This is a genomic window from Salidesulfovibrio brasiliensis JCM 12178 (assembly GCF_001311825.1).
Lineage (GTDB): Bacteria > Desulfobacterota > Desulfovibrionia > Desulfovibrionales > Desulfovibrionaceae > Pseudodesulfovibrio > Pseudodesulfovibrio brasiliensis.
Genome location: NZ_BBCB01000002.1, coordinates 167,497 through 191,794, shown reverse-complemented (window position 1 = coordinate 191,794; position 24,298 = coordinate 167,497). Strand labels below are relative to the sequence as shown.

Genomic DNA, 24,298 nt, shown 5'->3' with positions numbered 1-24,298 from the left:
CGCCGCGCATGCCGTCGATGGTCACGATGTCGGCCCCCGCACGGACCACGCCCGAGGCGATGGCCGCCACGTTATGGACCGCCGCGATCTTGACGGACACCGGCAGGCGGTACTCGCTGGCCTCCTTGAGCGCAAAAATGAGCTGCAACAGGTCTTCAATGGAATAAATGTCGTGATGCGGGGCCGGGCTGATGGCGTCGGACCCGAGCGGGACCATGCGCGTCTCGGACACGGCCTGATTAATCTTCTCGCCCGGAAGATGGCCGCCGATACCCGGCTTGGCCCCCTGCCCGACCTTGATCTCGATGCCCGCCCCGGCGTTCAGGTAGTCTCGATGCACGCCAAAACGACCGGACGCGACCTGTACGATGGTATTGGGTCCGTATTTGTATAATGACTTATGCAACCCGCCCTCGCCGGTGTTGTAGGCAACCCCGGTCTCGGTGGCGGCAATGGCCATGGCGGTGTGCAGGTTGAAATTGATGGCCCCGAAGCTCATGGCCGCGAACATGATAGGCACGTCCAGCTCAAGCTGGGGGGTGAGCTTCGTCTTGAGTTTCGGTTTGCCGTCCGCTCCGGTCTCGATATCCAGCCCTTTGGGCTTGGCCCCAAGGAACGTCTTGAGCTCCATTGGTTCGCGGAGCGGGTCGATGGACGGGTTCGTCACCTGACTTGCATCCAGAAGCAGGCGATCCCAGTAGACAGGTATGTCCACGGGCGACCCCATCCCGGCCAGCAGCACGCCGCCAGTGTCGGCCTGTTTGTAGATGTTGTTCAAAAAAACAGGCTTCCAGTTGGCATTGGGACGAAAATCCGACTGCCTGAGCCGGATGTTCAGTGCCCCTGTGGGGCAAAGCGCCTCGCAGCGATGGCAGCCGATGCACTTGGAATTGTCATGAACGACCTTTCCGCGAGCATCGTCCATGCGGTGAACGCCGTAGGTGCATTGACGAACGCAGACCTCACAGTCAATGCACAGGTCGCGATCACGATCAACGCAAAACTCATGGTAATTCTTATTAATTGGCTCAAACAGCAAAGTAGACACTCCGCCTGAGGTTTTCATTTTCGTCTCAAAAGACAGACCTCAACACAAACTCCGTTTCATCCGTTTTACACAAAAGTCAAAAAATACATACTAATTCATGAGCCGCAACAATTCCACAGCAACGAGACCGTGTCAAGGAGGGGCACACACCTTCCACCGGGCAGAAAAGCACGAATTAACAACACATGAACCCCCAACTCAACCCACTGAAATCGAGATATATTTCGCAGAGACAAACCACAGTCTCTCTCCGAATTAAGATGATATGACAATCCGATTCATCACAAAAGACCTGCATATTTTGCGCCCCAACAACAATTCATCCTTTTTTCTAAATTTATCTCCTGCCCTAAAGAGAAAATGTTTGTGAAACATTGCTCATAGGCATAAATATGAGAAATCGGACCAACAATAACCAGACTGAAGACCCATAAACAGAATATAATAACTAGAAAAAACTATATAAATACATTATTGTAACAAGATCACAATTTCTTCATGCGCACGGTTATTGACACGCAAAGCCATTCGAGCGATTGAGAACTCCTGACAGGCCCGCAGTCGCAGAAGCCCTTCAACCTTCCGCTCTGCCGAACTCTTTCTTATAAGGTTCACCAATGATTACGCTCCCCCACGTCTCAGGCACGAAACGACGACCGTACCCCGCACGGATGGCGCGCTAAAACAAAGCCCACAAACACGTCCACGGCCCGAGACGATTTCGATCAATACAGATATAAGAGAATACCATGACCAGATCATTTGAAAGTATAAAGCAGCGGGAACAATCCCTGATGATGCAGACCTACGGCCGCTATCCGCTTGCGGTGTCGCGCGCCGAAGGCTGTTCCCTCTTCGACCTCGACGGAAACGAATATCTGGACCTGCTTTCCGGCATCGCCGTATGCAGCCTCGGCCACAGCCGCCCGGAACTGGCAGAGGTCATGGCCGAGCAGGCCCGCAAAATGGTTCACGTTTCCAATCTGTTCTATCAGAACGAACAGCTCGACCTTGCCGAAAAACTGCTCGACACCTGCGCCGCAGACCGAGTCTTCCTTTGCAACTCCGGTGCGGAAGCCAATGAGGGGGCCATCAAGCTCGCCCGCCGCTACATGCGCAAGGTTCGCCATACCGAGGCGTTTGAAGTCGTTACGCTGGAAAAATCCTTCCACGGCCGCACCCTCTCCACCCTGACCGCCACCGGGCAGGAAGGCCCGATCAAGGACGGTTTCGACCCTCTGCCGCCCGGATTCATCACCGTGCCGTTTGCGGACATGGGCGCGCTCAAGAGCGCCATATCCGACAAGACCGCAGCCGTGATGATCGAAATGGTGCAGGGTGAAGGCGGCGTGCGCCCGCTTCCAGAAGAATATGTCGAGGAATTGAAGAAGCTGCGCGACGAACGCGGGTTCCTCATCATCGTGGACGAAGTCCAGACAGGACTGTGCCGCACCGGACAATTCTGGGCGCACCAACACTATGATCTGGTTCCGGACATTTTCACCTCGGCCAAGGCACTGGCCAACGGTCTGCCCATGGGCGCGGTCCTCGCCACCGAGGAAATCGCCAAGGGCTTTGCGCCCGGCTCACATGCCACGACGTTCGGCGGCGGTGCAGTCCTTTCGGCTGTTGCGGCCAAAGTCGTGGACATCATGAACGAAGACAGGCTTGCCGATCGCGCTGCCGAGCTTGAACTCTGGTTCAAGGATCAGGCTGCGGCACTGGCTGAACGACACCCCGAAAAAGTGACAGGAGCCCGTGGCAAAGGACTGCTGCTGGGCATCGAGCTCACCTTCGACGGCAAGGACGTCTGGAAGGCGCTGCTGGACCGCCGCATCGTCTGCAACCTGACGCAGGGCACCATCCTCCGGCTTGTCCCGCCGCTCACCATCGGCAAGGAGCAGCTCGCCCGCTTCTTCATCGAACTGGAAGATATTCTGACCAAGGCATAAACAGAAACGGCGCGTCGAGGGACGCGCCGTTTTTTACGACTTATTGCCCTGCCCCGCTTCGTATCGCCGCCAGAAAACGCGAACGCAACGCATCCCCCATAAGGGCCTTCTTTACCGGGCTGAGCTTGAGAAATCCGCCGAGAAGCGAACGCATGAACCCTTCGGCCCGGCTGTTGGGGTTGTCGAAGACGAGATTCTGCAGGGTTCCGCGCTCAAGCGACTGAAGAATAACCCGCTCGAAGCTGTCCTCGGGATGAAAGACCTTCTGCTTGCGCCGATGCAACTCGAGCGCCCCGGTCTTGCATTTGAGCGCACACACTCCGCATCCGAGGCACATTTCAGCGTCCACCAGCGCAAATTTACGTGCGCGACCGTTTTCGGTCTTTCCGTTTTCAAGAATGGAAATTGCGTCGATCGGGCAGGCTCTGGCGCATTTACCGCAGCCGTTGCAGGCGTCCTCGTCGCAAAGCGCGATGAAACTCGACGACACCAGCACACCCGGGTAGCCGCTATACTTGATGCCGTTCATCAGGTTGCAGCAACACCCGCAGCAATGGCAGATGAAGCCCGCGTCCTGCTTCACATTATCCGTTGAAAGCGTGAACCCCTTGTCCTTTGAGCGGGCGAGGATATCGAGCATCTCGGCCTTGGAGATTTCCCGTGCAAAGTCGTTTCTGACCAGAAACTCCGCAGCACTGCCCATGGAGGTGCAGGTCTCAAGACCCACGTCGCACCCCTGCTTGCCGAGGTGATGCTTTTCATGGCGACAGGCACACAGCCCCACTGCAAAGAACTGCTGGGCGTCAATCAGGGCCGAGGCCTTTTCATAATCGAGAATCTCTACGTGATCGGACTGCGTAACCGTCTCTTCATGGGGCAACGCGCGCATGACCGAAACCTGCTGGCCGTCGCCGAAGTTTGCCTCCAGAAAAGATTTGTCCCCGAACATGTATCGTTGAAAAAGCTCGGCCCAACGATGCGGTTCCAGTTCGCCACGGGTGCGCATCATGGTGAACTCGAAAAACCCGATGACAAAGGGGCTGATCATATAAAGGTAATGATCGTCCCGCCAGATGTCACAGACAAGCCCTTTGCGGCACATGTCGTGGAGCATGGTCGAGAGCCTCGGCTCGCCCACGCCTGTCAACTCGGCTATTCGCTCCGCGCGGGCCGGGCGAAACGGCATATGCACAATCAGTTCGGCCTCTTGCGGGGAGTAAAGCGCCTTCAGCATGGCATAAAGCGAGTCGGACCACGGCATTCGCACCGCAGTGTCATCAAGCTTTCGGCCGAGTTCCCGGTACAGATCCTTTGCGACGAGATGTCCCATTTAGGATTCCCAGTTCATCTGTTTGTCCCACTTCACCTTGCCCTGCTGCTTCTTCTGCTTGCGAAGGAGCACATAGAGCGCACCGCCACCGCCGTCCTTGGGCAGCGCGGTGCAGAAGGCCAGCACGATGCGGCGAAGCGGCTCGCGGGTGAGCCATGTCTGGATTTCCTGCTTGAGAACGCTCCTGCCGCCCGGAGAATTCCGGCCGCGCCCTGTCACCACCAGCAGACAACGTTTGTTCTGCAAGTAGCTCTCCCGGATGAAGAAAAGCAGCGTATCAAAGGCCTGATCGGAATTGAGGCCGTGCATGTCCACATGCGCCTCCCGGCTCAGGGTCCCGGCCTTGAGTTGCTGGAATATCTTGGAATCGAGTCCGCGCACATATCCGTGCATGTATTCTTCCGTATGCTCCAGCTCAAACTCTATGTTGCCGCTCAGGAAATCATCGAGCGCCTTTTTCTCCGCGTCCTTTTTCAGAGCGCTCTTCTTGACCTTCGGCTTGCTGGCCGCGACTTCTCGGCCGCTGCCGGAAAGCTGGTCCACGCCCTGCATGGCGTTGAAAAACAGATCGGCCTCGTCCGGTTCCTGCGCCTCTTCGACTATCTCGGTCTCCTCGGCGTATTCGCTCTGCCGCTTCTTTTTGGCTTTCTCAAGAAGCTGTGATGCGTAATCCTTCGGCTTTTCCGGCTCGAGCCGGAGCTTGGAAAGATCATCAAGCGAACCGAGTTTCTTTTTTTTCTTGCCCATGGCGTATAACTCCATATCATGCGATATTCGGGGTTGCCGGATGAGGCATGGATATACCATTCGGCCCCGGCGGGCAAACCCGCGAAGGACGAGCCATCGGCAAACGCCCATTTCCCACTGGACTTCGGGGGCTTGCTCAAGTATGCCTCCCTTTGCGCAAGCCGCAAGGTACGAAAGCGAGGAAACGCAATGCTCAAAATAGAAAATCTTCACGTGAATATCGGCGACAAAGAGGTCATCAAAGGCATCGACCTCGAGATCAAGGAAGGGGAAACCTTTATCCTCTTCGGCCCGAACGGATCGGGCAAGACCTCCCTGCTCATGACTCTCATGGGCTTCGCCGGATACACCGTCACCAAAGGCAAAATCACGTTCCGGGGCGAAGACATCACCCACGCCCCCACCTACGAACGGGCACGGCTCGGCGTAGGCATGTCATTCCAACGCCCGCCGACCATTCACGGCCTGCGCACCCGCCATCTCGTCCAGCTCTGCGGACAGGGCGACGAAGTGGACGTGGAAGACCTGTCGCGCAAAGTCAACTTCGAACAGTTCCTCGACAGGGACATCAACGCGGGCTTCTCCGGCGGCGAGATCAAGCGCTCCGAACTGCTCCAGCTCATGGCCCAGCGCCCCAGCCTCGTGCTCTTCGACGAGCCCGAGTCCGGCGTTGACCTCGAGAACATGCAGCTCATCGGCAAGGTCTGTCGCCAGCTGCTGGACGGCCGCATCAACGCCCGCCCGGACCAGTCCCTCAAGGAAATCAAGGAACAGTCGAAGACCTCCGGCCTGATAATCACCCACACCGGCTACATTCTCGACTACGTCAACGCCGACCGCGGTCAGGTGCTCTACAACGGACACCTCTGCTGCGAAGCGCGCCCGAGGGACATCCTGGAACACATCCGCACTTACGGATACCAGGAATGCGTTCGTTGCCTGAAATAAGCCGGAACGGAGACAATCATGAGCGATACAGTCAAGCTTAGCGATTTCAAATTCGACGGTCTCAGCCGCGACAAGATCGACGACCTGAGCACCCTCGACGCACAGGACAAGGAAACCCTGATCATGTCCGGCGTGGACGTGGAAGACGCCAACCGAAGCGGCTCCTTCCTGCAGATGGACCACTCCAACGTGCACTGCAAATCCAATGATCCCGGCGTTGAAATCCTCGATATCAAGGACGCCATCGAAAAATACGACGGCCTCACCGAATACCGCTGGAAACTCATCGACAAGGACAAGGACGAGTACACCCGGAACACCGCCGCCAACACCCACGGCGGCTACTTCATCCGCACCAAGCCCGGCGCCAAGATTGAAAAGCCCGTCCAGTCCTGCCTCTTCCTCAAAGCGGATCAGGTCGGACAGAACGTGCACAACATCGTGGTGGTCGAGGAAAACTCCGAACTGCACATCATCACCGGCTGCTCGGTCGCCCACGGCACCACCTCCGGCGCGCACTTCGGCATCTCCGAGTTCTACGTCAAAAAAGGCGGCAAGCTTACCTTCACCATGGTGCACAACTGGGGCAGCAACGTCTCCGTGCGCCCGCGCTCTGCCGGCGTGGTCGAGGAAGGCGGCGTGCTCCTCAACAACTACATCCTGATGAAGCCGGTCAAGGACCTGCAGATGTACCCTTCCATCACCCTCAAGGGTGAAGGCGCCCGCGCCCGCTTCAACTCCGTGGTCGTGGCCCCCGAAGGCTCGCACCTCGACATGGGCAACCGCGTTGTCATGGACGCCCCGGACACCCGCTGCGAAATCATCGCACGCACCATCTCCACCGGCGGAACCATCATCAACCGCGGACACATCGGCGCCAACCACGTGCCCTCCCGCGGCCACCTCGAATGCCAGGGGCTCATCCTCGGCGAAGGTCGCATCTGGGCCATCCCCGAGCTGGACGGCTGCCTCGAAGGCGTCGAGCTGTCCCACGAAGCATCCGTGGGCAAAATCGCACAGGACGAAATCGAATACCTCATGGCCCGAGGACTCGACGAAGACGAAGCCACCTCCACCATCGTGCGCGGCTTCCTCAACACCGACGTCATGGGCCTGCCCGCCAAGCTCCAGAAAGAAGTCGACCGACAGATCGACGAGCTTCAGAAGCACGGTGCCATGTAACTAAAGAACGATTGATAATGAAAAGGGGCTTCCACATGGAAGCCCCTTTTTTATGCCTCCGGCGGCCCTCCGAAGGGCTGAGCGCTGCTCTGCACTCGCCCAAGGGCCATACCCTTGGGAATCCCCACCTGCCTTTCGGCCCTTGCCAGCAACACTATCCCGTAATGCGCACGAACTCCGCCGCCGAAGGCAAGGTAAGACGTTTTGGGATTCTTAAACCCTTTTGGAAAAGGGTTTAAGCCCCCGGAGGGCCGCCGGAGGCACCTATAATCGGACTTGCCGTGTGCTGGGGTTGCGGGTACTCTGCCGCGCATGCCCGGATACAAAGGACACCTCGCAGGCGGTACATTCGTCGGCGGCATGGCCGCCACCGGCGCTGTCATGTTCGGCCTGTTGCACATGAACCCGCTGCTCATCGCCGCCCTCATGGGCTTCTGCCTTATGGGAGCCCTCTTCCCGGATACAGACACGGAATCCAAAGGGCAGAATCTTTTCTACCTGATCTTCGCAGCCGTAGACCTTGGACTGATACTAAAAAAGTATTACATCTGGGCCGCATGGCTCGGCTTTCTCGCCATGCTGCCGCCCATCGGTTCGCACCGCGGCTGGACCCACACATGGTGGGCCATGCTCGTGGTGCCACTACCCATAATCCTGATCCCGGCCATCCTCTTCAACCCACCAGACATGATGCCGTTCTACCAGTTTTATGCAGCCTTCACAGTGGGCTACTTCTCCCACCTGCTGCTGGACGGCGAATTCAGATAAAAAAAAAGCCCGGCAACTGCCGGGCATTTTTCATTTACTAGAAGACTCCCCTACTTTCTGGCCAGCAGCCAGATGACATGCACCAGACCCGGGAAGTATCCGCAAAGAGTCAAGATCAGGTTGATCCAGAACTGCAACCCGAGGCCGACCTTCAGGAACGCCCCAAGCGGCGGCAGCAAAACCGAAATGATAATCCGAAGAATTTCCATGTCCTCTCCTTTCGAGTTGCGTTTATTCGTCTAGCAGATTTCATACATTCATCCAGAGCTTGCCGCAAGCATACGAAAAGAATGCCTCCGGCGGGCAGGGCGCTGCCCTGCACCCGGCAAAGGGGATAATCCCCTTTGCAATCCCTGACTTGAATGCGTTTGCTCCAAGCGAAAACCTCGCGTTGTCGAACAATTGCGCCGAAGGCAAGCCAAAACGTTTTGGGATTCTTAAACCCTTTTGGAAAAGGGTTTAAGCCCCCGGAGGGCCGCCGGAGGCATGCTGGCCTTGTCCTACCGATAATAGCAACAAAAAAGCCCGCTCCATCTGGAGCGGGCTTTTGATCCATAACGATCTGGTCTTATGCGGCTTCTTCCTGATTCTCTTCCTTGTCGCCTGCCATGCCGCGTGCCATCGCGAGTTCTTCTGCGCTGAAAATCTTGTTGATTTCCAGAATGATGATGAAGAGACCGTCCTGTCGCCCCATACCCTTGATGTATTCGGCATTGACGGCAGCACCCATTTTCGGGGCGGGCTCGATGGTATCCGGGGCCATTTCAAAGACCTCACGCACGGAATCGACCAAAGCTCCCATGATGGTCAGCTCGCCTTCAAATTCGATTTCGACGATGATGATGCAGGTATCAACCGTATCTTCGCCTTGCGACATGCCCATTTTCTGGCGCATGTCCACTACCGGAACGGCATGTCCGCGCAGGTTGATGACACCCCGCATGAATTCCGGCGTACGCGGAATCTTGGTGATGGACGTCAGTTCAAGCACTTCGCGAACTGTCCCTATATCGAGCGCAAATATCTCCTTGCCCAGCGTAAACGTCAGGAACTGGTTGATATCTTTGATTGCTTCTTCGCTCATGGCATCCTCCCAATGCTTTTTGTGGGATTCACTTTTTCAAGCGTTGTAATTCGTTACTACCATAGTGGGTAATTGGCCGTCCAATCAATTAGAATCTTTCAAACTCGCTGTCATCCTCCATATCAAGAGAGACACCGGATTGTAATGCCTTTGTTTCAGGAGCAGTTTTTGCGCGCTCCTTAGGGGGCTCCAGCGCATTGCGATGGGGCTTGACGGCGGCTTTGCGACGGGATTGCGAATCGTTGCCTATCCTGAAGAACGACATGGTCTGCTGAAGCATCTGGCCTTGCCCGGCCAGTTCTTCGCTGGTGGAGGCCATTTCTTCTGAGCTGGAGGCGTTCTGCTGGATAACCGTGTCCAATTGTTGAATGGCTTTGTTGACTTCTTCCGCCCCGCTGTTCTGTTCCGCGCTTGCAGCTGCGATTTCATGAACAAGTTCGGCAGTCCGGTTGATGTTCGGCACCAGCTCGTCGAGCATTTTCCCGGCCTGTTCGGCCACGGCAACGCTGTTGGCGGAAAGTTCGCTGATCTCCCCTGCGGCCTGACCGCTACGTTCGGCGAGCTTTCTGACTTCGGCGGCCACCACGGCAAATCCCTTGCCGTGTTCGCCAGCTCGGGCAGCTTCGATGGCTGCGTTCAGAGCCAACAGATTTGTCTGCCGGGCGATCTCTTCAATGATGGATATTTTCTCGGCAATGTTCTTCATTGCGTCGACGGTTTTGCCAACCGCCTGTCCGGACTCGCGGGCGCTTTCGGCCGCACTGTGCGAAATGCCTTCGGTCTCGTGGGCATTGTCCGCGCTTTGGCGTATGTTCTTGCCGATCTGATCCATTGAGGAAGACACTTCTTCGATGGACGCTGCCTGCTCTGTCGCCCCTTGTGACAGCGTCTGGGCGGCTGCGGAGAGTTCTTCGCTGCCAGAAGCGACGTTATCTGTTGCGGAGCGCACGTCACCGACCACGTCGCGCAGCTTTTGAACCATGGTGTTCAACGCCGCGGCCAAGGTGCCTATTTCATCCTTCTGGTCTATGTCGAGATGCTTGGTAAAATCACCGTCAGCCATGGCACGGGCAAAGTCGACACCTTGCCGCACCGGACGAGTGATGGAGCGGGTCAGGAACACGGCTGCGATGATGCCGAGCATGATGGCCACACCAGCACCGGCAAACATGGTAACGGTCGCGGCATCCATTTCCGTTACCATGAGCGCTTTCTGGTCTGCCCGCGCCTGTGCGCACACTTTCTGGGCATTCCGGGCAGCATCAACCATGATCTGTTCAGCCTGTTTCTGCTTATCCGTAAGGTTCAGGTAGTCGGCAAAGCGCTGCTGATACTCGGCGAGCGAAGAGGTAATGGTGTCGACCTTTATCTGGTTGGCAGGGTCACGGAACCGCTGTTTGACGTCTTTTGCAAGGGCAATGATTCCTTCCATAGCGGCGAGGTTGTCGTCCAGATAGCGCTGCTCGCCGGAAATGATGACTTCCTTTTCATTCTTTCTGGCTTCAAGAAACCACTTGATCATGCGGTTCGTGTCGTCCGCCTTTTGGAGCCTGTCGTTCATTGCGCGCAGACTGGCGTCACCCGATTCCATGAGCTTTTGAAGCTCTTTCTTTTGCGTGGCCCGAAGCAATTCGGTATCACGCAGGGCTTTTCGCGCGCTCGCCCGCATGTCATCCATGGCCTGATCTTTTTGTGCGGCAAGCGCAACATAGTCTTCAAACGCAGTTTCATAACGCCGAACCGCTTCAAAGACTTCCGTCATTTGATCCCTGTTGGCCTGACGGTCAAACTTGCTTTTGGTGAGTTCAGTCTGCTCCAACAGCGATTTCAACACGTTCGAATGCTTTTCCAAGTGCTCCTTATCGCCTCGAAGCATGTAATTCTTTTCTTCAACACGACCTTCAAGGATAAACCGGACAAGCCTGTTGACATCATCTGCCTTCTCAACACGGCTCCCCACCGAAGACAGGCCTCGGAAACCAACAATAGCGACAACAGCCGTCAAAACGAGAACTATGGCGAAACCAAGAGCCAGCTTGACCCCTAACCGCAGATTATTCAGCATGATAACACCTCTTGAATATTGATTTTGCCACCATGACTATCACTTCTAATAAGGCACATGGCAAACATTAATTATAATCTCAATCCCTACTGAACGACCCCACTTTCAGTTTTTTCCGCCCGCTTGCGAGAAAAATCGAAATCTTCTCCAGAAAACGGTTGACATCTTCGGCTCATACACATAGTTAAACAACCCGCGTCGGGATGTAGCGCAGCCTGGGAGCGCACTTGAATGGGGTTCAAGGGGTCGGAGGTTCAAATCCTCTCATCCCGACCAGAATTAGACTACCCCAAAAGGGACTGGAGAAATCCGGTCCCTTTGTCTTTTCAAGAACAGGTGACGCCAGTTGATATTCTGCTTGTTCGTTTAGATTCTGCTCGCACCGTATCGAACCAACCGTCAACCCGCACCGCGCCCAAAAAAGTTCGGGAAAATGTGCCGAGCAAGCAATTTCCGGTTGACAGGTTTGCGTCAATTCCCTAAAGAATTCACCGCACACGGCACATTAATTCAATGCTGCAACGCCTTCATAGCTCAGTAGGTAGAGCGCATCCTTGGTAAGGATGAGGTCAGCAGTTCAATTCTGCTTGAAGGCTCCAGATATATACGGCCCCGCATTCCACGGAATGCGGGGCCTCTTCGTGTATGCTTTCCTGCCCTGCCTACAGTTGACCCGCCTCCGAGGGTCCGATATTCCCTATCGACCATGCCAACTCCCCACGACCTGCTCCATACCGTTTTCGGATTCAACGACTTCATCGGCCTTCAGGGAGACGTCATCCCCCACGTGACAGAAGGCAACGACGCCGTGGTGCTCATGCCAACCGGCGGCGGCAAATCCTTATGCTACCAGATTCCCGCCATGCTTCGGGACGGTTTCGGGGTCATCGTCTCCCCGCTCATTGCGCTCATGCGCGATCAGGTGGCAGCCCTCAGGCAGGCGGGAGTTCGCGCAGCCTGCCTCAACTCCGCCCTGTCCATGCAGGAGATGAACGAAGTGCAGGCGGATCTGGAATACGGCCGCCTCGACCTTCTCTACGTGGCCCCGGAGCGCCTCTGTCGTCCGGAGTTCCTCGACAGGCTGGCGAGACTGCAACCAAATCTGTTCGCCATTGATGAGGCGCACTGCGTTTCCCAGTGGGGACACGACTTCCGGCCCGAATACCTCCAGCTTTCCATCATCCCCGAACGATTCCCGGGGGTGCCGCGCATGGCCCTGACCGCCACGGCCGACGGCCCGACCCGGCAGGACATCCTCAACCACCTGCGGCTTCAGGACGCGCAAATCTTCGCCACCGGCTTTGACAGGCCAAACATCCGCTACACTGTGCTCCCAAAGGACCAACCCCAGCGCCAGCTTCTGCAATTCATCCGTGACAACCATCAGGGCGACTCCGGCATCGTGTACCGTGTCAGCCGCAAGAAGACCGAACAGACCGCGGCATTCCTGAACAAAAACGGACACAACGCCCTGCCGTATCACGCCGGGCTGGGCGCCGAGGAACGCCACGCCAATCAGGAACGCTTCATGCGCGAAGAAGGGCTGATCATGGTCGCCACCGTGCCTTCGGCATGGGCGTGGACAAGCCGGACGTTCGCTTCGTGGCCCACCTTGAACCACCGAGAAGCCTTGAGGCCTACCATCAGGAGACGGGGCGCGCGGGACGCGACGGTCTCCCCGCCGATGCGTGGATGACATACGGACTTCAGGACTTCGCCATCATGCGCTCCATGATCAATGGCAACGAGGCCGATGATCGCCGCAAGTTCGTGGAACACCGCAAGCTCGACGCCATCATGGCCTTTCTTGAAACGCCAAGCTGCCGCCGACAGGCCCTGCTCTCGTATTTCGGGGAATCCATTGAGCCTTGCGCCAACTGCGACACATGCAGCAACCCGCCCGACACGTGGGACGGCACCGTGGCCGCGCAGAAGGCCCTCTCCAACATTTTCCGGACCGGACAGCGTTTCGGAGCCAAGCATCTGGCCAACGTGCTCAAGGGAAAGCACAACGGACGAACCGAGCAGTTCGGGCACGACCAGCTCTCGACCTTCGGCATCGGCGAGGAACTCTCGAATCAGGAGTGGCGCTCCGTGTACCGCCAACTCGCCTCCTCCGGCCTGCTGGACGTGGACATTGAAGGCCACGGCGGACTCAAGCTGAACGAACGCTCATGGCAGGTGTTACGCGGCGAAAAGTCCGTGACGCTTCGCACCGACCCGATCATGCTCAAGCCTTCGCGCAGAAAGACCAAAGGTGAACGCATTGACGAGGACGGAGCCATCAGCACCAGCGAGGCAAGGCAGCTCTTCGAGGCCCTGCGGGCCAAACGGCAGGAACTGGCCGAGGAGCGCGGTGTCCCGCCGTATGCGGTGTTTACGGACCGCACCCTTCTCGAAATGGTCCGATACAGGCCAAAGGATTTGGACGAGATCAGCCGTCTCAGCGGCATTGGTGCAGTCAAGCTGGAGAGCTTCGGAGGCATTTTCCTCGATCTTCTCAAAGGGCATGAGGCCTTGCATGGCAGGCCGGACGACGTTCCGATGCATCCAAAGGCGCTGGACACAGCCAAGCAGAAGAGTTCCGGACCAAATGAGACCGTGCGTGAAACCGCCACCTTGTTCAAGGAATATGGTGACGTGGAAACGGTTGCGCAAAAACGCGCCCTCAAACCCTCAACCATTTGGGGGCATCTCACGCAGGCAGTGACCCATGGGCTGCTGGACTGGCAACAAGCCTGTGCGCTTTCCGAGGAAGAAGTGTCCGAAATTCGCGATGCCATCACGGCGTTCCGATCAAGAGGAATCATGGAACTCACGCCTGTTCACGAGGAACTCGGCGGGCGTTTCGACTATCCGATTCTTCGTCTTGTCAGGGCCGGGCTGATGCGCAAGGAAGGAATGCACGTATAGACGGTTGATCCTTTGCGCGGCTTCCTATACTGATGCATCGAAACGTGTGAACCAAAATGAAGAACTCAGACAAAAAAACAGCGCTTCCAGAGTTACGGCGTGAAATCGAAGCCGTAATCCGGATCGAGATCGAGGACGGACACCGCAAGCAAAGCGAAGTCCGCCAATGGGGCGATACTGGCGTGGACATCGTTACTGCGGCGTCTGCCGCTTTCGACGCGGTCGACGCCATCTCTGAAGAGAGTGAAGCCGACTATCTTGGCGCATGCATGCTGGCGCTGCACAGAACACACTTGGCATACAGGCGCGACCATGACGACGATTCCGGTCACGGCTCCGAGTGTCTGCACACTATCAAGGCCGCAGTGGTCGCGCTTGGCAAAAGGCATGGTTTCAAAATCGCCATCCCCGACATGCCGGACACGTTGATCTTCGACGATTCGGCCACCCTTCCGAGCAAGGACGATCTGGTCACAAGACTTCAGCCAAAGGCCCGCCCCTCCTCTCGAACCAAAAGCCTTTTCAGCCGTCTTCTTTCGATATTAGGCTTCTAGCCAGACGCAACAAGGACAGCTTTCCCGTTCAAGCCGTTTATTTCGACAGAATAATGGCGGGTTTCACAGTTCTCCGTTAATCGATACTCTATCCGTATCACAACCTTGGAGAACTCATGCGATCACTACCTATTCTCGTCTGTCTCATTGGCGTCCTTCTCGGCACAACCGCCATAGCCTCGCAGCAGTCCCCTTCGTGCGAAATTCCAGCCTGCCCCGACTATTCCAAAGAAATATGCTGGGCATCAAAGCCTGACAAACTCGACAAGCCGGTTGACGTATTTTACGTCTACCCTACAATTTATCAGGGCACCTGCCCGAACAACATGAACATATTCAACGAGGCACGGCGCTCCGACGTTCAAGGGCTGCTCAAGTCTCAGGCCGGAGTGTATTCACCCTCCGCCAACCTTTTCGCCCCCTACTATCGTCAGGTTTCCATTACATGTCTGAACCCGGATGAGGACATGACCCAGAACAGGTACCTCCGAATCGGCGCTGACGACGTTCAACGGGCATTCAACTACTATCTGACCTTTCTCAACAAGGGGCGTCCCTTCATCCTCGCAGCACACAGTCAGGGATCGGTGGTCTTGCTGGACCTGTTACGAAGCCGTTTTTACGATAAGAAGTTACAGAAGCAGTTGGTCGCGGCCTACCTCATCGGCTACTCGGTCACAGACAAAGACCTGAAAAAATACTCTTGGATCAAAGCCGCAAAAAAGGCTGATGACACTGGCGTGGTTATTTCATGGAACACGCAGGCTCCGGGAGCAACCGGATCCCCGGTACTTATGCCCGGCGCTATCTGCATCAACCCGCTCACCTGGACCACGGATGAGACCCCGGCAGACAAGAGTCTGAACCTCGGCGCAGTGTTCTTCGACGACTTCAAGGGCACCTTAAAACGGGAAGTGCCTCACTACACTGGTGCTCGTATCGACAAAGAGACCGGTGCATTGGTCACGACACCGCCGGATAAAATGGAAATCGGCCATTTTCCGAAAGGCGTGCTCCACAAATTCGATTACGCCTTCTGGTACCGGAATCTGGAGAAAAACGTCCGAGACCGTATTGAGGCATACTTGAATAATTAAAAAAAGGCCCGGGAGCAATTTCCCGGGCCTTTTCATTCAAACTCTACACAAAGAAAGTGGGGACCGACCCGATGCCGGTCCCCAGAGTACAGAGGTAACGTTATATGAGGAGAGTTTGTTTTATTATTGGATGTGACCCATTTCCGATTCCAGCCAGTCTCTGACTTCCTCGTTGGGCGGGTACACACCCTTGAGGTGGCTGACGCTCTCAAGAAACCGCTTTGCGATGTCGTTGGGCAGTTCCAGTTCAGCCAGTTCCCTTGCTTCCTCGGAGTTACGCCGGATGAGAATAGCCCTGGGCTTTTCGTCCCACGCATACACCACGAAATAGGTGCTGTAGTCCGCCTTTGACCGGACCGGCTGGTGCTCTGCGTGCCATGAGTTATTCCCCCACTCAAGGTACATGGTCACAGCATCTTCCGGGGTCATGTTCCAGTCAATGTCGGTATGCTTGTATTCACGAAGGCTTCCCATATTTCCTCCTTGTCTCGCTATCTGTCGTTTACAGTAATGATAACGATTACCAGGTTTGTGTCAAGCACAAAACGAAAAATTTCTGCCGAAGAACGAACTTCGGCAGAAATTTCACGCGACTTGAGACTCGAATAGCCGAGACACAGTCTGGCCAAAACGGCCGCTATGTTTGGGAGATCGAAACGATCAGACCGAACTATTCCTTTTCAGGAGACCAGTTCGGGTCGCGATACTTGTCCGGGTTGTACAGACGCCAGTCAGAGCCGTCTTCGTACTTCTCATCTGCACCGGGATACGGCACGAAGGTACGGGCCCGCTCTTCGTTACATTGACAGTTCTGTTTCTGTTTCTCTTCCTGTCCCATGACTCAAACCCCTCGAATTGTGGTGTTTTTGTCCGGAACCCCGCAGGTGAACCGGGGGCGGCGTCCCTGCCGCCACCCCCTTCCTGCTTCAAATGAAACTACGTGTCAAGCGCCGGTTTCGCGTAAAGTTCGCCGCCGAAAGCATCATTGATTACCAACAGCGGGAAATCCTTCACCTTCATGGCACGAACAGCTTCGGGACCGAGTTCCTCAAAGGCGATGACCTCAGACGCGACGATGCTGTTGGACAAAAGCGCCCCTGCCCCGCCGGTGGCACCGAAGTACACGGCCTTGTGCTCTTTCATGGCCTCCTTCACCTCGTCCGAGCGCTTGCCTTTGCCGATGGTGGCCTTGAGGCCCAGCGAGTGCAGACGCGGCGCATAGGTGTCCATGCGGTAGCTGGTGGTCGGCCCTGCGGCTCCGATGGGACGGCCCGGAGGCGCGGGGCTGGGTCCGACGTAATAGATGGATGCACCCTGCAACTCGAACGGCAAGTCCTTGCCCGCGTCCAACAACTCCACGAGTTTTTTGTGGGCAGCGTCCCGAGCCGAATAAATGGTGCCTGAAAGAAAGACCACGTCACCGGCCTTCAGCTTCACGATATCCTCATCCGTCAGCGGGGTATTGAGTTTGTGTTCGGCCATTACAGTTCAACCTCCTCGTGTCGCTGGGAGTGACACTGCACGTTCACGGCGAGCGGCAGGCTGGCGATGTGGCAGGGTTCCACGGCAATCTTGACCCCGAGCACCGTGGTCTTGCCGCCAAGGCCCATGGGACCGATGCCCAGCTTGTTCAGTTCGGCTTCCAGTTCCTGTTCCATGGCCGCGATTTCCGGGTCAGGATGCGTATCATCCAGCTTGCGGATAAGCGCCTTCTTGGCAATGCGTGCCGAGTGGTCGAACGTGCCGCCGATGCCGATGCCGATAATGGTGGGCGGGCACGGGTTCGGCCCGGCCTCGGCCACGCGCTGGACCACGAATTTCTTAATGCCTTCCCAGCCCTGCGCCGGGGCAAGCATGGTCACGCGGCTCATGTTTTCACTGCCGCCGCCCTTGGCCATGTAGGCAATCTTCAGCCTTTCGCCGGGGACAACGTCAAAGTGAATAACAGCCGGAGTTCCATCGCCGGTATTCTTCCTCGAAAGCGGATCACAGGCCGATTTGCGAAGGTAGCCCTCGCCGTAGCCCTTGCGAACACCCTCGTTAATGGCTTCCTTCAGCCCGGGACCGTCAACCACAACCTCTTCCCCCACTTCCACATAAAAAACGGCAAGGCCGCAGTCCTGACAGAGCGGGAGCTTGGTATCACGGGAAATGTCGGCGTTCTCCAGAAGCTGCCGCAGCACCTCCCGAGCCGCCGGGGACTCTTCCTCGGCCATGGCCTGCTCGAACTTGGTTCGCACGTCGTCGGGAAGGACGGTATTGGCTTTCACGCACATCTCCGCCACGGCTTCGACGATCTTCGATGCCGGTATCTCTCTCATGGCGTCTCCTTGATTCACATTTGGAGTCGTATTGAAAAAGGCCGGGGAACTCTCCCCGGCCCGTCGTTTCTAGCCCTTGAACAGGGTCTTGATGGCGGTAATGCCCATCTTGCGGCGCAGGAAGCCGAGCTGATTCTGCAGCGGCAGATGCTTGGGGCACACGTCCTCGCAGGCCAGAAGACCCATGCAGCCGAAGATGCCCATATCGTTGCCGATGATCTCATAGTAGTCACGCTCGGTACGCTGGTCGCGCGGGTCGATGAGGAACCGGCCGATGCGGTTGAGGGCCACCGCGCCCATGAAGTCTTCACGAATCCGGGCCGTACCGCACGCCGAAACGCAGCAGCCGCATTCGATGCAACGGTCAAGCTCGTAGATGCTCTCGGCCACGTCGTTGTCCATGCGCTCCTCAAGCGCGTTCTCGTCAAAGACCTTGTTGGTGTGAATCCACGACTCGGTCTTGTTGTACATTTCCCGGAACCACGTCCCGGTATCCACCGAGAGGTCGCCCACGAGCTTGAACACCGGCAGCGGCAACAGGGTTATCTCGCCGGGCAGGTCACGGGTCTTGGTATGGCAGGCAAGACCCGGGCGGCCGTTAATGACCATGCCGCACGCGCCGCAGATGCCCGCACGGCAGCAGAAGTCGAACTGCAGCGACGCGTCCTGTTCCTCCCTGATGCGGTTCAGGGCAATGAACAGGGTCATGGCGTCGGTCTCCTCCAGCACGAACTCGTCCATGTGCGGCACGGACGCCTCGTCCTGCGGATTGTAACGGAATATATTGAATTTCAAGAGTCTGGACATGCTTTATCCCTCCTTGCCTTCGCTGTCGTCAGCGGAGATGACCGCCATCTTGCCGTAGCCCCGGTCGCCCGGCGGTATTTCCACGGTCTTGGTGGCCGGTTCATACTCAAGAGTCGGCAGCATGTCGTCCGTGTTTTTCCAGTATGCAAGCGTGCGTACCAGCCAGTCGCGGTCGTTGCGCGCGGGATAGTCCTCGCGGTTGTGCGACCCGCGCGACTCGGTGCGCTGCAGCGCGCCGTAAGCGATCATCAGGGCCAGCTTGACCTGTCCCTCGATCTTGAGCGCAGCCGCCAGCTCCGGATTTGCCCCGATGCCGTTGGTGCGAAGACCCACGGTTCGGGCGCGCTCCAGCACTTTCTGCAAGGAGTCGACACATTCCTGCAGGCCTTCCTCCGTCCGGAAGATGTTCGCGCCCTTGTGCAGCGCATTCTGCATATCGGCGCGAACCTTGTAGACGTTCTCCTTACCGTTGCGGCCGCTCACGAGGCTATCAATGCGTTCTTTCTGGGCAGCGGCGGTCTCGTCTATGATGCGGGAGTTGAAAAGGACTTCGGTCCCTTCCACGTATTCAACGATCTTTCGACCAACAATGCCGCCCGCAACCACGGTCTCCGCAAGCGAGTTGCCGCCGAGACGGTTGAAGCCGTGCATATCCCAGCAGGACGCCTCGCCCGCGGAGAAAAGGCCCTTGAGGCCGTATGCCGCGCCATCCTTGTCCGTACGGATGCCGCCCATGGAGTAGTGCTGGGTGGGCCTTACCGGGATGAGCTGATGGATGGGGTCGATGCCGAGGAAGCTGGTGCAGATCTCGTATACCTCGCGGAGCTTGCCGGTGATGTGCTTCTCCCCGAGGTGCCGGATGTCCAGCCAGAGATGTTCGCCGTAGGCGCTCTTGACGCCGAAGCCTTCGCGCATGTGATGGGTCATCCAGCGGGAGACCACGTCGCGCGAGGCCAGTTCGGCCTTTTCCGGCTCGTACTTGTGCATGAACCGCTCCTCGTTCACGTCAAGAAGCGTCCCGCCGTCGCCGCGGCAGCCCTCGGTGACGAGGATATCCGTAGGCACAATGCCGGTGGGATGGAACTGCACGGCCTCCATGTTGCCCATGGGCACCACGCCCGTCTCAAGCACGGCGGTATGGGCCGAGCCGTCGCAGATGACGGCATTGGTGGTGTTGGGATAGATGCGCCCGAACCCGCCCGAGGCGACCATGGTGGCCTTGGCGATGTAGGCGAAAAGCTCGCCGGTGCGCAGACTACGCGCGATGGCCCCGAAGCAGGTCTCGCCGTCGTGAATGAGGGCGATGGCCTCTGTCTTGTCGTGCACCTCCACGCCCTTCTGGGCGCAGACGTTGTCCACGGTAAAGAGCACGGCATGCCCGGTTCCATCGGAAACGTAGCAGGTGCGCCGCTTGGCGGTACCGCCGAAAGCGCGAGAGGTGATGAGCCCGGCCTTGTCCTCGCGCTCCTCCTTCTCGAACTGCTGGCCGCCCTTGAAGTAATTGGACTTGCCCGGAACCACGCGGTTCCACGGCACGCCCCAGTGGGCGAGCTGGCGCATCTCGATGGGTGCGCGGTCGGCGAAAAGACGGGCCACTTCCTGATCGCAGCCCCAGTCGGAGCCTTTGACCGTATCCTCGAAATGGACGTCCGGACAGTCGCCGTCGCCCATGCAGGAGTTGCCCAGCGCCGCCTGCATGCCGCCCTGCGCCGCCGAGGAATGCGAACGGCGGGCCGGGACAATGCTCAGGCAGATGGTGGAGTTTCCGGCCTGCGCCGCCTCGATGGCCGCGCGCTCTCCGGCGAGCCCTGCGCCGATGACCAGTACGTCGGTGTATATCGTCTGCATGGCGTTCTCCGTTATTGTGCGATGCTGAGGAACATGAAACGAAGAAGCGCCGCGAACCCGATGACGATGAAGGCCAGCGTCAGGAAGTTTTCACGCTTCTTGAACATACCGCGCCTGTCGTCGGTGATGAAACCCCATTTCACCCCGATGCGGTAGAAGCCGATGCCGACATGCAGCTCGGTGAGCGGCAGCAGAATCATGTAAAATACAAACCAGAACCCGCCCTGAATGCGTGCCGCGCTCTTGGCCGCGGTGATGGGCAGGTCGGTGAGCACCACCCACATGTGGATGGAGCCCATAAGCAGGATGATCATGGCGGACACTGCCTGTACGATCCAGAGCCAGGTGTCGCCGTGACGCATCATCTTTGCGTGGGACCAGATGGTCTTCTGCCCTTCCAGACGGAACGGCAGCTTGCGCGCGGCAAGAAAGAAATGCGTGAGAAACAGCAGGAATATGAGCGGCCCCCCGACCTGCGCCATACCTGTCGCCTCAAAGAAATGCGCGATTGCGTTCATCCAGTCCGGGCTGACGATAACGCTCGCAACAAGCAGCATATGCGCCCACATGAACAGGATGAGTCCCGCCCCCGAGAGCATCTGCATCCAGTCGAGAAGCCCGTCTAGCCGTGATGACTTTCCGGGCAACACACCTGAATCGATTGACATCAACTTCCTCCGAATTGAAGTTTTCACATGGAAACCACCCCATACGAGTATCCGACAAGTTTTGGCTGTTCAACAGGCATTTGTCAACGCAACTTGCCCTTTATCGAACGGAAACACCTTGCTTAGAGGCTTTTCTGCCAGTACTGTTCCCGAACCGTGGCGGAAGGGAAACAACGGTCCGCCTTGCAGGGGGAAGAATAATGATTACATTTGTCGAAACGTCGCGCCGAAAAGGCGCTGGTAGTAAAACGCATGACCGGCCACTCTCGCCGGTCCATACCGGAGCTGATACATGCTTAGGATACTCATTGTTCTCGGAGGGCTGCTGATGGCCTTCGGCTGCACTCCCCATGCGGCAAAATCCGTGGTGGCGGACACAGATCAGGTGCGCCCACACAGCGACGAGACCCGCATCGTCAAACTCAAAAACGGCCTGACCGTACTGGTCAAGCCCGACAGCCGCTTTCCACTGGTGAACGTCCGGTTGTACGTGCACGCAGGGTCCGCCTACGAGACCCCGGAAATCGCGGGCATCAGCCACCTTCTGGAGCACATGGTCTTCAAGGGCACCAACAAGCGCGGCCCAGGCGAAACCGCAATGGCCGTGGAATCGGTCGGCGGCAACCTGAACGCGGCCACGAGCTTCGACTACACCGTCTATTACGTTGAAGTGCCGGACCGCCACTGGCCGCTCGGCATGGACATCGTGCAGGACCTCGCCTTCAACGCCGAGATCGACGCCAAGGAACTTGAAAGCGAACGGCAGGTCGTCCTTTCCGAACTTTCACAGGGCGAGGACAACCCCGGCAGCCGCATTTTCAAGACGCTACAGGCCGATATCTGGAAGGACACCAGCTACCAGTGGCCCATCATCGGCTACCGCGACACGGTCTCCTCCATCACCGCCGAAGAGATGCATGCATACGTGGACCGGCTCTATCAACCGCAGTCCATGCTGCTTTGCGTGGTGGGCAACGTGGACCCGGACAAGGCAGTGGCCGAAGCCGAAAAGGTCTTCGGCAAGCTGGAAAACACCCGCGAGGTGACGCCGCCCGAACCGTTCGTGATGCCGGAAACCGGCTCCGGACCGACCGTCAGGACGGTCCCCGGCAAGTGGAACAAGGTCTACCTCGGCGCGGCCTTCCCCATCCCGAATCTCAAATCCGCCGAGATGGCCGGGCTGGAAATGCTCTGCCAACTCATGGCCGGAGACGATACTTCCCGGCTCTACAGAAAGTTCAAGTACGACTTGAACCTTGTTGACGGCATTACCATGGCCCCGCTCTCGCTGGAGCGCGGTGGTATGCTCTATGTCATGGCAACACTTGATGAAAATAAGGTTGACGAGTTCTGGCCAGCTCTCCTTGAAGAGCTGGCAACCTTCGACCCTGCCGTGTTTACGGAGCGGGAAATCGAACGCGCCCGCCTGAACATCAGCGACTCCATGTTCCTCGCCAAGGAGACCCTCTCGGGCATGGCCGGAAAGATCGGTTACTTCCAGTTCTTCGAGGGCGGTGAGCAGGCGGAGAAGAACTACCTGTTCGACCTTGAGCACGTGGACCGCAAGGAGATGGCCCAGCTGTTCAATAAATACGTTCGCCCGGACAAGCTCTCCGTGTGCGCCCTCACGCCCGAAGAGAGCGACATCACAGCCGAGGTGCTCAAGACGGCCGTGAGCGATCGCTGGAACGGCAAAGCCATGGCCCAAGCCAAAGCCAAGGCCAAGACCGTCAGCAAGGAAACCACTATCGAACTGCCCGGCGGCTCCACCCTCGTGCTGCTGCCGGACGACACCCTGCCCTATACCGCCATGAGCCTGTACTGGCGCGGCGGTGACTCCATCATTGATAGCGACGAGCAGGGCCTTGCCGCCATGACCGCCAAGGCGCTCACCTCCGGCACCGTCGCCCTGAGCAACAACGAGCTCGAGGACTTCCTCTCGGACCGCGCCGCAAGCATGGGCGCAACGTCGGGCAAGACGGTCTTTGCCTTTGACGCGAAATTCCCCACCCGCTTCACTGAAGAACTGCTTCCGGTGATCGGCGACACCCTGACCGCCCCGGCCTTCCGGCCCGCGGAAGTGGACAGGGCGCGGCTGGATCAGATCGCGGGCATCAAGCGTCGCGAAGACCGGCCCATGGGGCTCATGTTCCGCCACCTCTTCCCGTTCCTGTTCAAGGGCGGCCCCTTCGGCTACCTGCATGACGGAACCGTGGACGGACTCGGCACCATCGACCGCGACGAAGTGACAGGCTACTGGAAGGAACAGTCCAACCGGCCGTTCGTCATGGCCATATGCGGCGACTTTGACGCGGAAGCCATGCAGGAGTTTGCGGAAGGACTCACCAGAAAGCTCGGCACCAAGGCCGAGAGCGTAGACCCGCCTGCCCCGGTCTGGCAGGAGCAGCGCGAAGAGACCCTGACGCTGCCTGACCGCAATCAGGCCCACCTGCTGCTGACCTTCCCGGTTCCCGGCAAGGAGGACAAACAGGCCACGGCGCGGCTTAATGTGCTGAAATCCGCCCTTTCCGGACAGAGCGGCCTGCTTTTCCGCGATCTCAGGGACAAGCAGGGTCTGGCCTACACCGTGACCGCCTTCCTGTGGCAGGCTGACGAAGCCGGACTGCTGGCCTTCTACATCGGCACGGCGCCGGACAAGGTGGACCAGTCCTACGCCGGATTCACCAAGGTTGCAGAAGACCTCAAGAAGAGCGTGCTGCCCGAACACGAAATCGTCCGGGCCCGCAACATCATCGAGGGCGACTACTATCAGGAAAAACAGTCTCTCCTGTCCCGCTCCCGCGAGGCAGCCGGGCTGATGGTTCGCGGCATGCCGCGCGATTATGACCGCGAGCTCATTGACCTCGCCACGCAGGTCACGCCGGAAGACATCCGCGACATCGCACGCAAGTACCTCGACGTGGACAAGGCCTACCTCATGAAGGTCGTGCCCTAGCAGGTCAGAC

Annotated in this window: 22 protein-coding genes and 2 tRNA genes; 11 read left to right on the top strand and 13 right to left on the bottom strand. The window is 57.7% G+C overall.

Annotated features, from left to right (window positions below; translation table 11 throughout):
* On the bottom strand, positions 1 to 1,039 hold a 1,039-nt coding region (locus tag JCM12178_RS02090; RefSeq protein WP_054648340.1), incomplete at its 3' end, for a glutamate synthase-related protein.
* A gap of 758 nt (positions 1,040 to 1,797) precedes the next feature.
* Between JCM12178_RS02090 and JCM12178_RS02085 the strand changes: the two genes are divergently transcribed.
* On the top strand, positions 1,798 to 3,000 hold the full coding sequence (locus tag JCM12178_RS02085) for an aspartate aminotransferase family protein (RefSeq protein ID WP_054648314.1): 1,203 nt from the start codon (positions 1,798 to 1,800) through the stop codon (positions 2,998 to 3,000).
* Between the two features lie 40 nt (positions 3,001 to 3,040).
* On the opposite strand, the gene JCM12178_RS02080 is transcribed toward JCM12178_RS02085, so the two are convergent.
* Positions 3,041 to 4,330, bottom strand: coding sequence for an ATP-binding protein (locus JCM12178_RS02080; protein ID WP_054648312.1), 1,290 nt, complete (start codon positions 4,328 to 4,330; stop codon positions 3,041 to 3,043).
* Positions 4,331 to 5,077 (bottom strand): Smr/MutS family protein, encoded by a 747-nt coding sequence (locus JCM12178_RS02075; protein WP_054648310.1) that lies wholly within the window; start codon positions 5,075 to 5,077, stop codon positions 4,331 to 4,333.
* A gap of 189 nt (positions 5,078 to 5,266) precedes the next feature.
* Here JCM12178_RS02075 and JCM12178_RS02070 point away from each other — a divergent pair, with 189 nt between their 5' ends.
* The 3 genes from JCM12178_RS02070 to JCM12178_RS02060 all read left to right on the top strand — a co-directional run bounded on the left by JCM12178_RS02070 (position 5,267) and on the right by JCM12178_RS02060 (position 7,975).
* Positions 5,267 to 6,025: an ABC transporter ATP-binding protein gene (locus tag JCM12178_RS02070; RefSeq protein ID WP_054648308.1), complete on the top strand. Its 759-nt coding sequence runs from the start codon at positions 5,267 to 5,269 to the stop codon at positions 6,023 to 6,025.
* Between the two features lie 18 nt (positions 6,026 to 6,043).
* Positions 6,044 to 7,207, top strand: a complete 1,164-nt coding sequence (locus JCM12178_RS02065; protein WP_054648306.1) for a SufB/SufD family protein — start codon at positions 6,044 to 6,046, stop codon at positions 7,205 to 7,207.
* Positions 7,208 to 7,519: 312 nt separating this feature from the next.
* Entirely contained in the window at positions 7,520 to 7,975 is a 456-nt protein-coding gene (locus JCM12178_RS02060; protein ID WP_054648304.1) for a metal-dependent hydrolase, read from the top strand.
* Positions 7,976 to 8,025: 50 nt separating this feature from the next.
* Here JCM12178_RS02060 and JCM12178_RS17525 read toward each other — a convergent pair whose 3' ends face one another.
* From JCM12178_RS17525 to JCM12178_RS02050, 3 genes are all read right to left on the bottom strand, one after another.
* Positions 8,026 to 8,184, bottom strand: a complete 159-nt coding sequence (locus JCM12178_RS17525) for a YqaE/Pmp3 family membrane protein (protein WP_083465681.1) — start codon at positions 8,182 to 8,184, stop codon at positions 8,026 to 8,028.
* A gap of 359 nt (positions 8,185 to 8,543) precedes the next feature.
* Entirely contained in the window at positions 8,544 to 9,059 is a 516-nt protein-coding gene (locus JCM12178_RS02055) for a chemotaxis protein CheW (protein WP_054648302.1), read from the bottom strand.
* Positions 9,060 to 9,147: 88 nt separating this feature from the next.
* The gene (locus tag JCM12178_RS02050) at positions 9,148 to 11,124 is read right to left on the bottom strand and encodes a HAMP domain-containing methyl-accepting chemotaxis protein (RefSeq protein ID WP_054648300.1); all 1,977 of its coding nucleotides are present in this window, start codon (positions 11,122 to 11,124) and stop codon (positions 9,148 to 9,150) included.
* Positions 11,125 to 11,323: 199 nt separating this feature from the next.
* Between JCM12178_RS02050 and JCM12178_RS02045 the strand changes: the two genes are divergently transcribed.
* The 6 genes from JCM12178_RS02045 to JCM12178_RS02025 all read left to right on the top strand — a co-directional run bounded on the left by JCM12178_RS02045 (position 11,324) and on the right by JCM12178_RS02025 (position 15,688).
* Positions 11,324 to 11,400: transfer RNA gene (locus JCM12178_RS02045), tRNA-Pro, on the top strand.
* Between the two features lie 247 nt (positions 11,401 to 11,647).
* A tRNA-Thr gene (locus JCM12178_RS02040) sits at positions 11,648 to 11,723 on the top strand.
* Positions 11,724 to 11,830: 107 nt separating this feature from the next.
* A complete protein-coding gene (locus JCM12178_RS20595) occupies positions 11,831 to 12,820 on the top strand; it encodes a RecQ family ATP-dependent DNA helicase (protein WP_369404444.1) in 990 nt (329 codons plus the stop codon).
* Positions 12,703 to 14,037, top strand: a complete 1,335-nt coding sequence (locus JCM12178_RS20590; RefSeq protein WP_369404445.1) for an RQC domain-containing protein — start codon at positions 12,703 to 12,705, stop codon at positions 14,035 to 14,037. Before JCM12178_RS20595 ends, JCM12178_RS20590 begins: the two co-directional genes overlap by 118 nt.
* A gap of 56 nt (positions 14,038 to 14,093) precedes the next feature.
* Entirely contained in the window at positions 14,094 to 14,591 is a 498-nt protein-coding gene (locus tag JCM12178_RS02030; protein WP_054648298.1) for a hypothetical protein, read from the top strand.
* Between the two features lie 116 nt (positions 14,592 to 14,707).
* Positions 14,708 to 15,688 carry a DUF3089 domain-containing protein gene (locus JCM12178_RS02025; RefSeq protein WP_083465680.1) on the top strand — a complete coding sequence of 327 codons (981 nt, stop codon included), beginning with the start codon at positions 14,708 to 14,710 and terminating at the stop codon, positions 15,686 to 15,688.
* A gap of 123 nt (positions 15,689 to 15,811) precedes the next feature.
* Here the strand turns inward: JCM12178_RS02025 and JCM12178_RS02020 are convergent, their stop codons facing one another.
* The 7 genes from JCM12178_RS02020 to JCM12178_RS01990 form a co-directional block, all read right to left on the bottom strand.
* Positions 15,812 to 16,162, bottom strand: a complete 351-nt coding sequence (locus JCM12178_RS02020; protein WP_054648296.1) for a DVU0772 family protein — start codon at positions 16,160 to 16,162, stop codon at positions 15,812 to 15,814.
* Between the two features lie 196 nt (positions 16,163 to 16,358).
* Positions 16,359 to 16,526, bottom strand: a complete 168-nt coding sequence (locus JCM12178_RS18560; protein ID WP_054648294.1) for a hypothetical protein — start codon at positions 16,524 to 16,526, stop codon at positions 16,359 to 16,361.
* Between the two features lie 98 nt (positions 16,527 to 16,624).
* The gene (locus JCM12178_RS02010) at positions 16,625 to 17,170 is read right to left on the bottom strand and encodes a Fe-S-containing hydro-lyase (protein ID WP_054648292.1); all 546 of its coding nucleotides are present in this window, start codon (positions 17,168 to 17,170) and stop codon (positions 16,625 to 16,627) included.
* The gene (locus tag JCM12178_RS02005) at positions 17,170 to 18,009 is read right to left on the bottom strand and encodes a fumarate hydratase (protein ID WP_054648290.1); all 840 of its coding nucleotides are present in this window, start codon (positions 18,007 to 18,009) and stop codon (positions 17,170 to 17,172) included. The genes JCM12178_RS02010 and JCM12178_RS02005 overlap by 1 nt, the downstream gene beginning before the upstream one ends.
* 69 nt (positions 18,010 to 18,078) lie before the next feature.
* Positions 18,079 to 18,816, bottom strand: a complete 738-nt coding sequence (locus JCM12178_RS02000; RefSeq protein ID WP_054648288.1) for a fumarate reductase iron-sulfur subunit — start codon at positions 18,814 to 18,816, stop codon at positions 18,079 to 18,081.
* 3 nt (positions 18,817 to 18,819) lie between these two features.
* Positions 18,820 to 20,664 (bottom strand): fumarate reductase flavoprotein subunit, encoded by a 1,845-nt coding sequence (locus JCM12178_RS01995; protein ID WP_054648286.1) that lies wholly within the window; start codon positions 20,662 to 20,664, stop codon positions 18,820 to 18,822.
* 11 nt (positions 20,665 to 20,675) lie between these two features.
* Positions 20,676 to 21,332, bottom strand: a complete 657-nt coding sequence (locus JCM12178_RS01990) for a succinate dehydrogenase/fumarate reductase transmembrane subunit (protein ID WP_054648284.1) — start codon at positions 21,330 to 21,332, stop codon at positions 20,676 to 20,678.
* A gap of 292 nt (positions 21,333 to 21,624) precedes the next feature.
* Here JCM12178_RS01990 and JCM12178_RS01985 point away from each other — a divergent pair, with 292 nt between their 5' ends.
* On the top strand, positions 21,625 to 24,288 hold the full coding sequence (locus JCM12178_RS01985; protein ID WP_054648283.1) for a M16 family metallopeptidase: 2,664 nt from the start codon (positions 21,625 to 21,627) through the stop codon (positions 24,286 to 24,288).
* The last annotated feature ends 10 nt before the right edge of the window (positions 24,289 to 24,298 follow it).

What these genes read in the sequence shown, in the direction of transcription:
- JCM12178_RS02085 (WP_054648314.1), top strand. Translation starts at nt 1,798, where the DNA reads ATGACCAGATCATTTGAAAGTATAAAGCAGCGGGAACAATCCCTGATG.
- JCM12178_RS02080 (WP_054648312.1), bottom strand. Translation starts at nt 4,330, where the DNA reads ATGGGACATCTCGTCGCAAAGGATCTGTACCGGGAACTCGGCCGAAAG.
- JCM12178_RS02075 (WP_054648310.1), bottom strand. Translation starts at nt 5,077, where the DNA reads ATGGGCAAGAAAAAAAAGAAACTCGGTTCGCTTGATGATCTTTCCAAG.
- JCM12178_RS02070 (WP_054648308.1), top strand. Translation starts at nt 5,267, where the DNA reads ATGCTCAAAATAGAAAATCTTCACGTGAATATCGGCGACAAAGAGGTC.
- JCM12178_RS02065 (WP_054648306.1), top strand. Translation starts at nt 6,044, where the DNA reads ATGAGCGATACAGTCAAGCTTAGCGATTTCAAATTCGACGGTCTCAGC.
- JCM12178_RS02060 (WP_054648304.1), top strand. Translation starts at nt 7,520, where the DNA reads ATGCCCGGATACAAAGGACACCTCGCAGGCGGTACATTCGTCGGCGGC.
- JCM12178_RS17525 (WP_083465681.1), bottom strand. Translation starts at nt 8,184, where the DNA reads ATGGAAATTCTTCGGATTATCATTTCGGTTTTGCTGCCGCCGCTTGGG.
- JCM12178_RS02055 (WP_054648302.1), bottom strand. Translation starts at nt 9,059, where the DNA reads ATGAGCGAAGAAGCAATCAAAGATATCAACCAGTTCCTGACGTTTACG.
- JCM12178_RS02050 (WP_054648300.1), bottom strand. Translation starts at nt 11,124, where the DNA reads ATGCTGAATAATCTGCGGTTAGGGGTCAAGCTGGCTCTTGGTTTCGCC.
- JCM12178_RS20595 (WP_369404444.1), top strand. Translation starts at nt 11,831, where the DNA reads ATGCCAACTCCCCACGACCTGCTCCATACCGTTTTCGGATTCAACGAC.
- JCM12178_RS02030 (WP_054648298.1), top strand. Translation starts at nt 14,094, where the DNA reads ATGAAGAACTCAGACAAAAAAACAGCGCTTCCAGAGTTACGGCGTGAA.
- JCM12178_RS02025 (WP_083465680.1), top strand. Translation starts at nt 14,708, where the DNA reads ATGCGATCACTACCTATTCTCGTCTGTCTCATTGGCGTCCTTCTCGGC.
- JCM12178_RS02020 (WP_054648296.1), bottom strand. Translation starts at nt 16,162, where the DNA reads ATGGGAAGCCTTCGTGAATACAAGCATACCGACATTGACTGGAACATG.
- JCM12178_RS18560 (WP_054648294.1), bottom strand. Translation starts at nt 16,526, where the DNA reads ATGGGACAGGAAGAGAAACAGAAACAGAACTGTCAATGTAACGAAGAG.
- JCM12178_RS02010 (WP_054648292.1), bottom strand. Translation starts at nt 17,170, where the DNA reads ATGGCCGAACACAAACTCAATACCCCGCTGACGGATGAGGATATCGTG.
- JCM12178_RS02005 (WP_054648290.1), bottom strand. Translation starts at nt 18,009, where the DNA reads ATGAGAGAGATACCGGCATCGAAGATCGTCGAAGCCGTGGCGGAGATG.
- JCM12178_RS02000 (WP_054648288.1), bottom strand. Translation starts at nt 18,816, where the DNA reads ATGTCCAGACTCTTGAAATTCAATATATTCCGTTACAATCCGCAGGAC.
- JCM12178_RS01995 (WP_054648286.1), bottom strand. Translation starts at nt 20,664, where the DNA reads ATGCAGACGATATACACCGACGTACTGGTCATCGGCGCAGGGCTCGCC.
- JCM12178_RS01990 (WP_054648284.1), bottom strand. Translation starts at nt 21,332, where the DNA reads ATGTCAATCGATTCAGGTGTGTTGCCCGGAAAGTCATCACGGCTAGAC.
- JCM12178_RS01985 (WP_054648283.1), top strand. Translation starts at nt 21,625, where the DNA reads ATGCTTAGGATACTCATTGTTCTCGGAGGGCTGCTGATGGCCTTCGGC.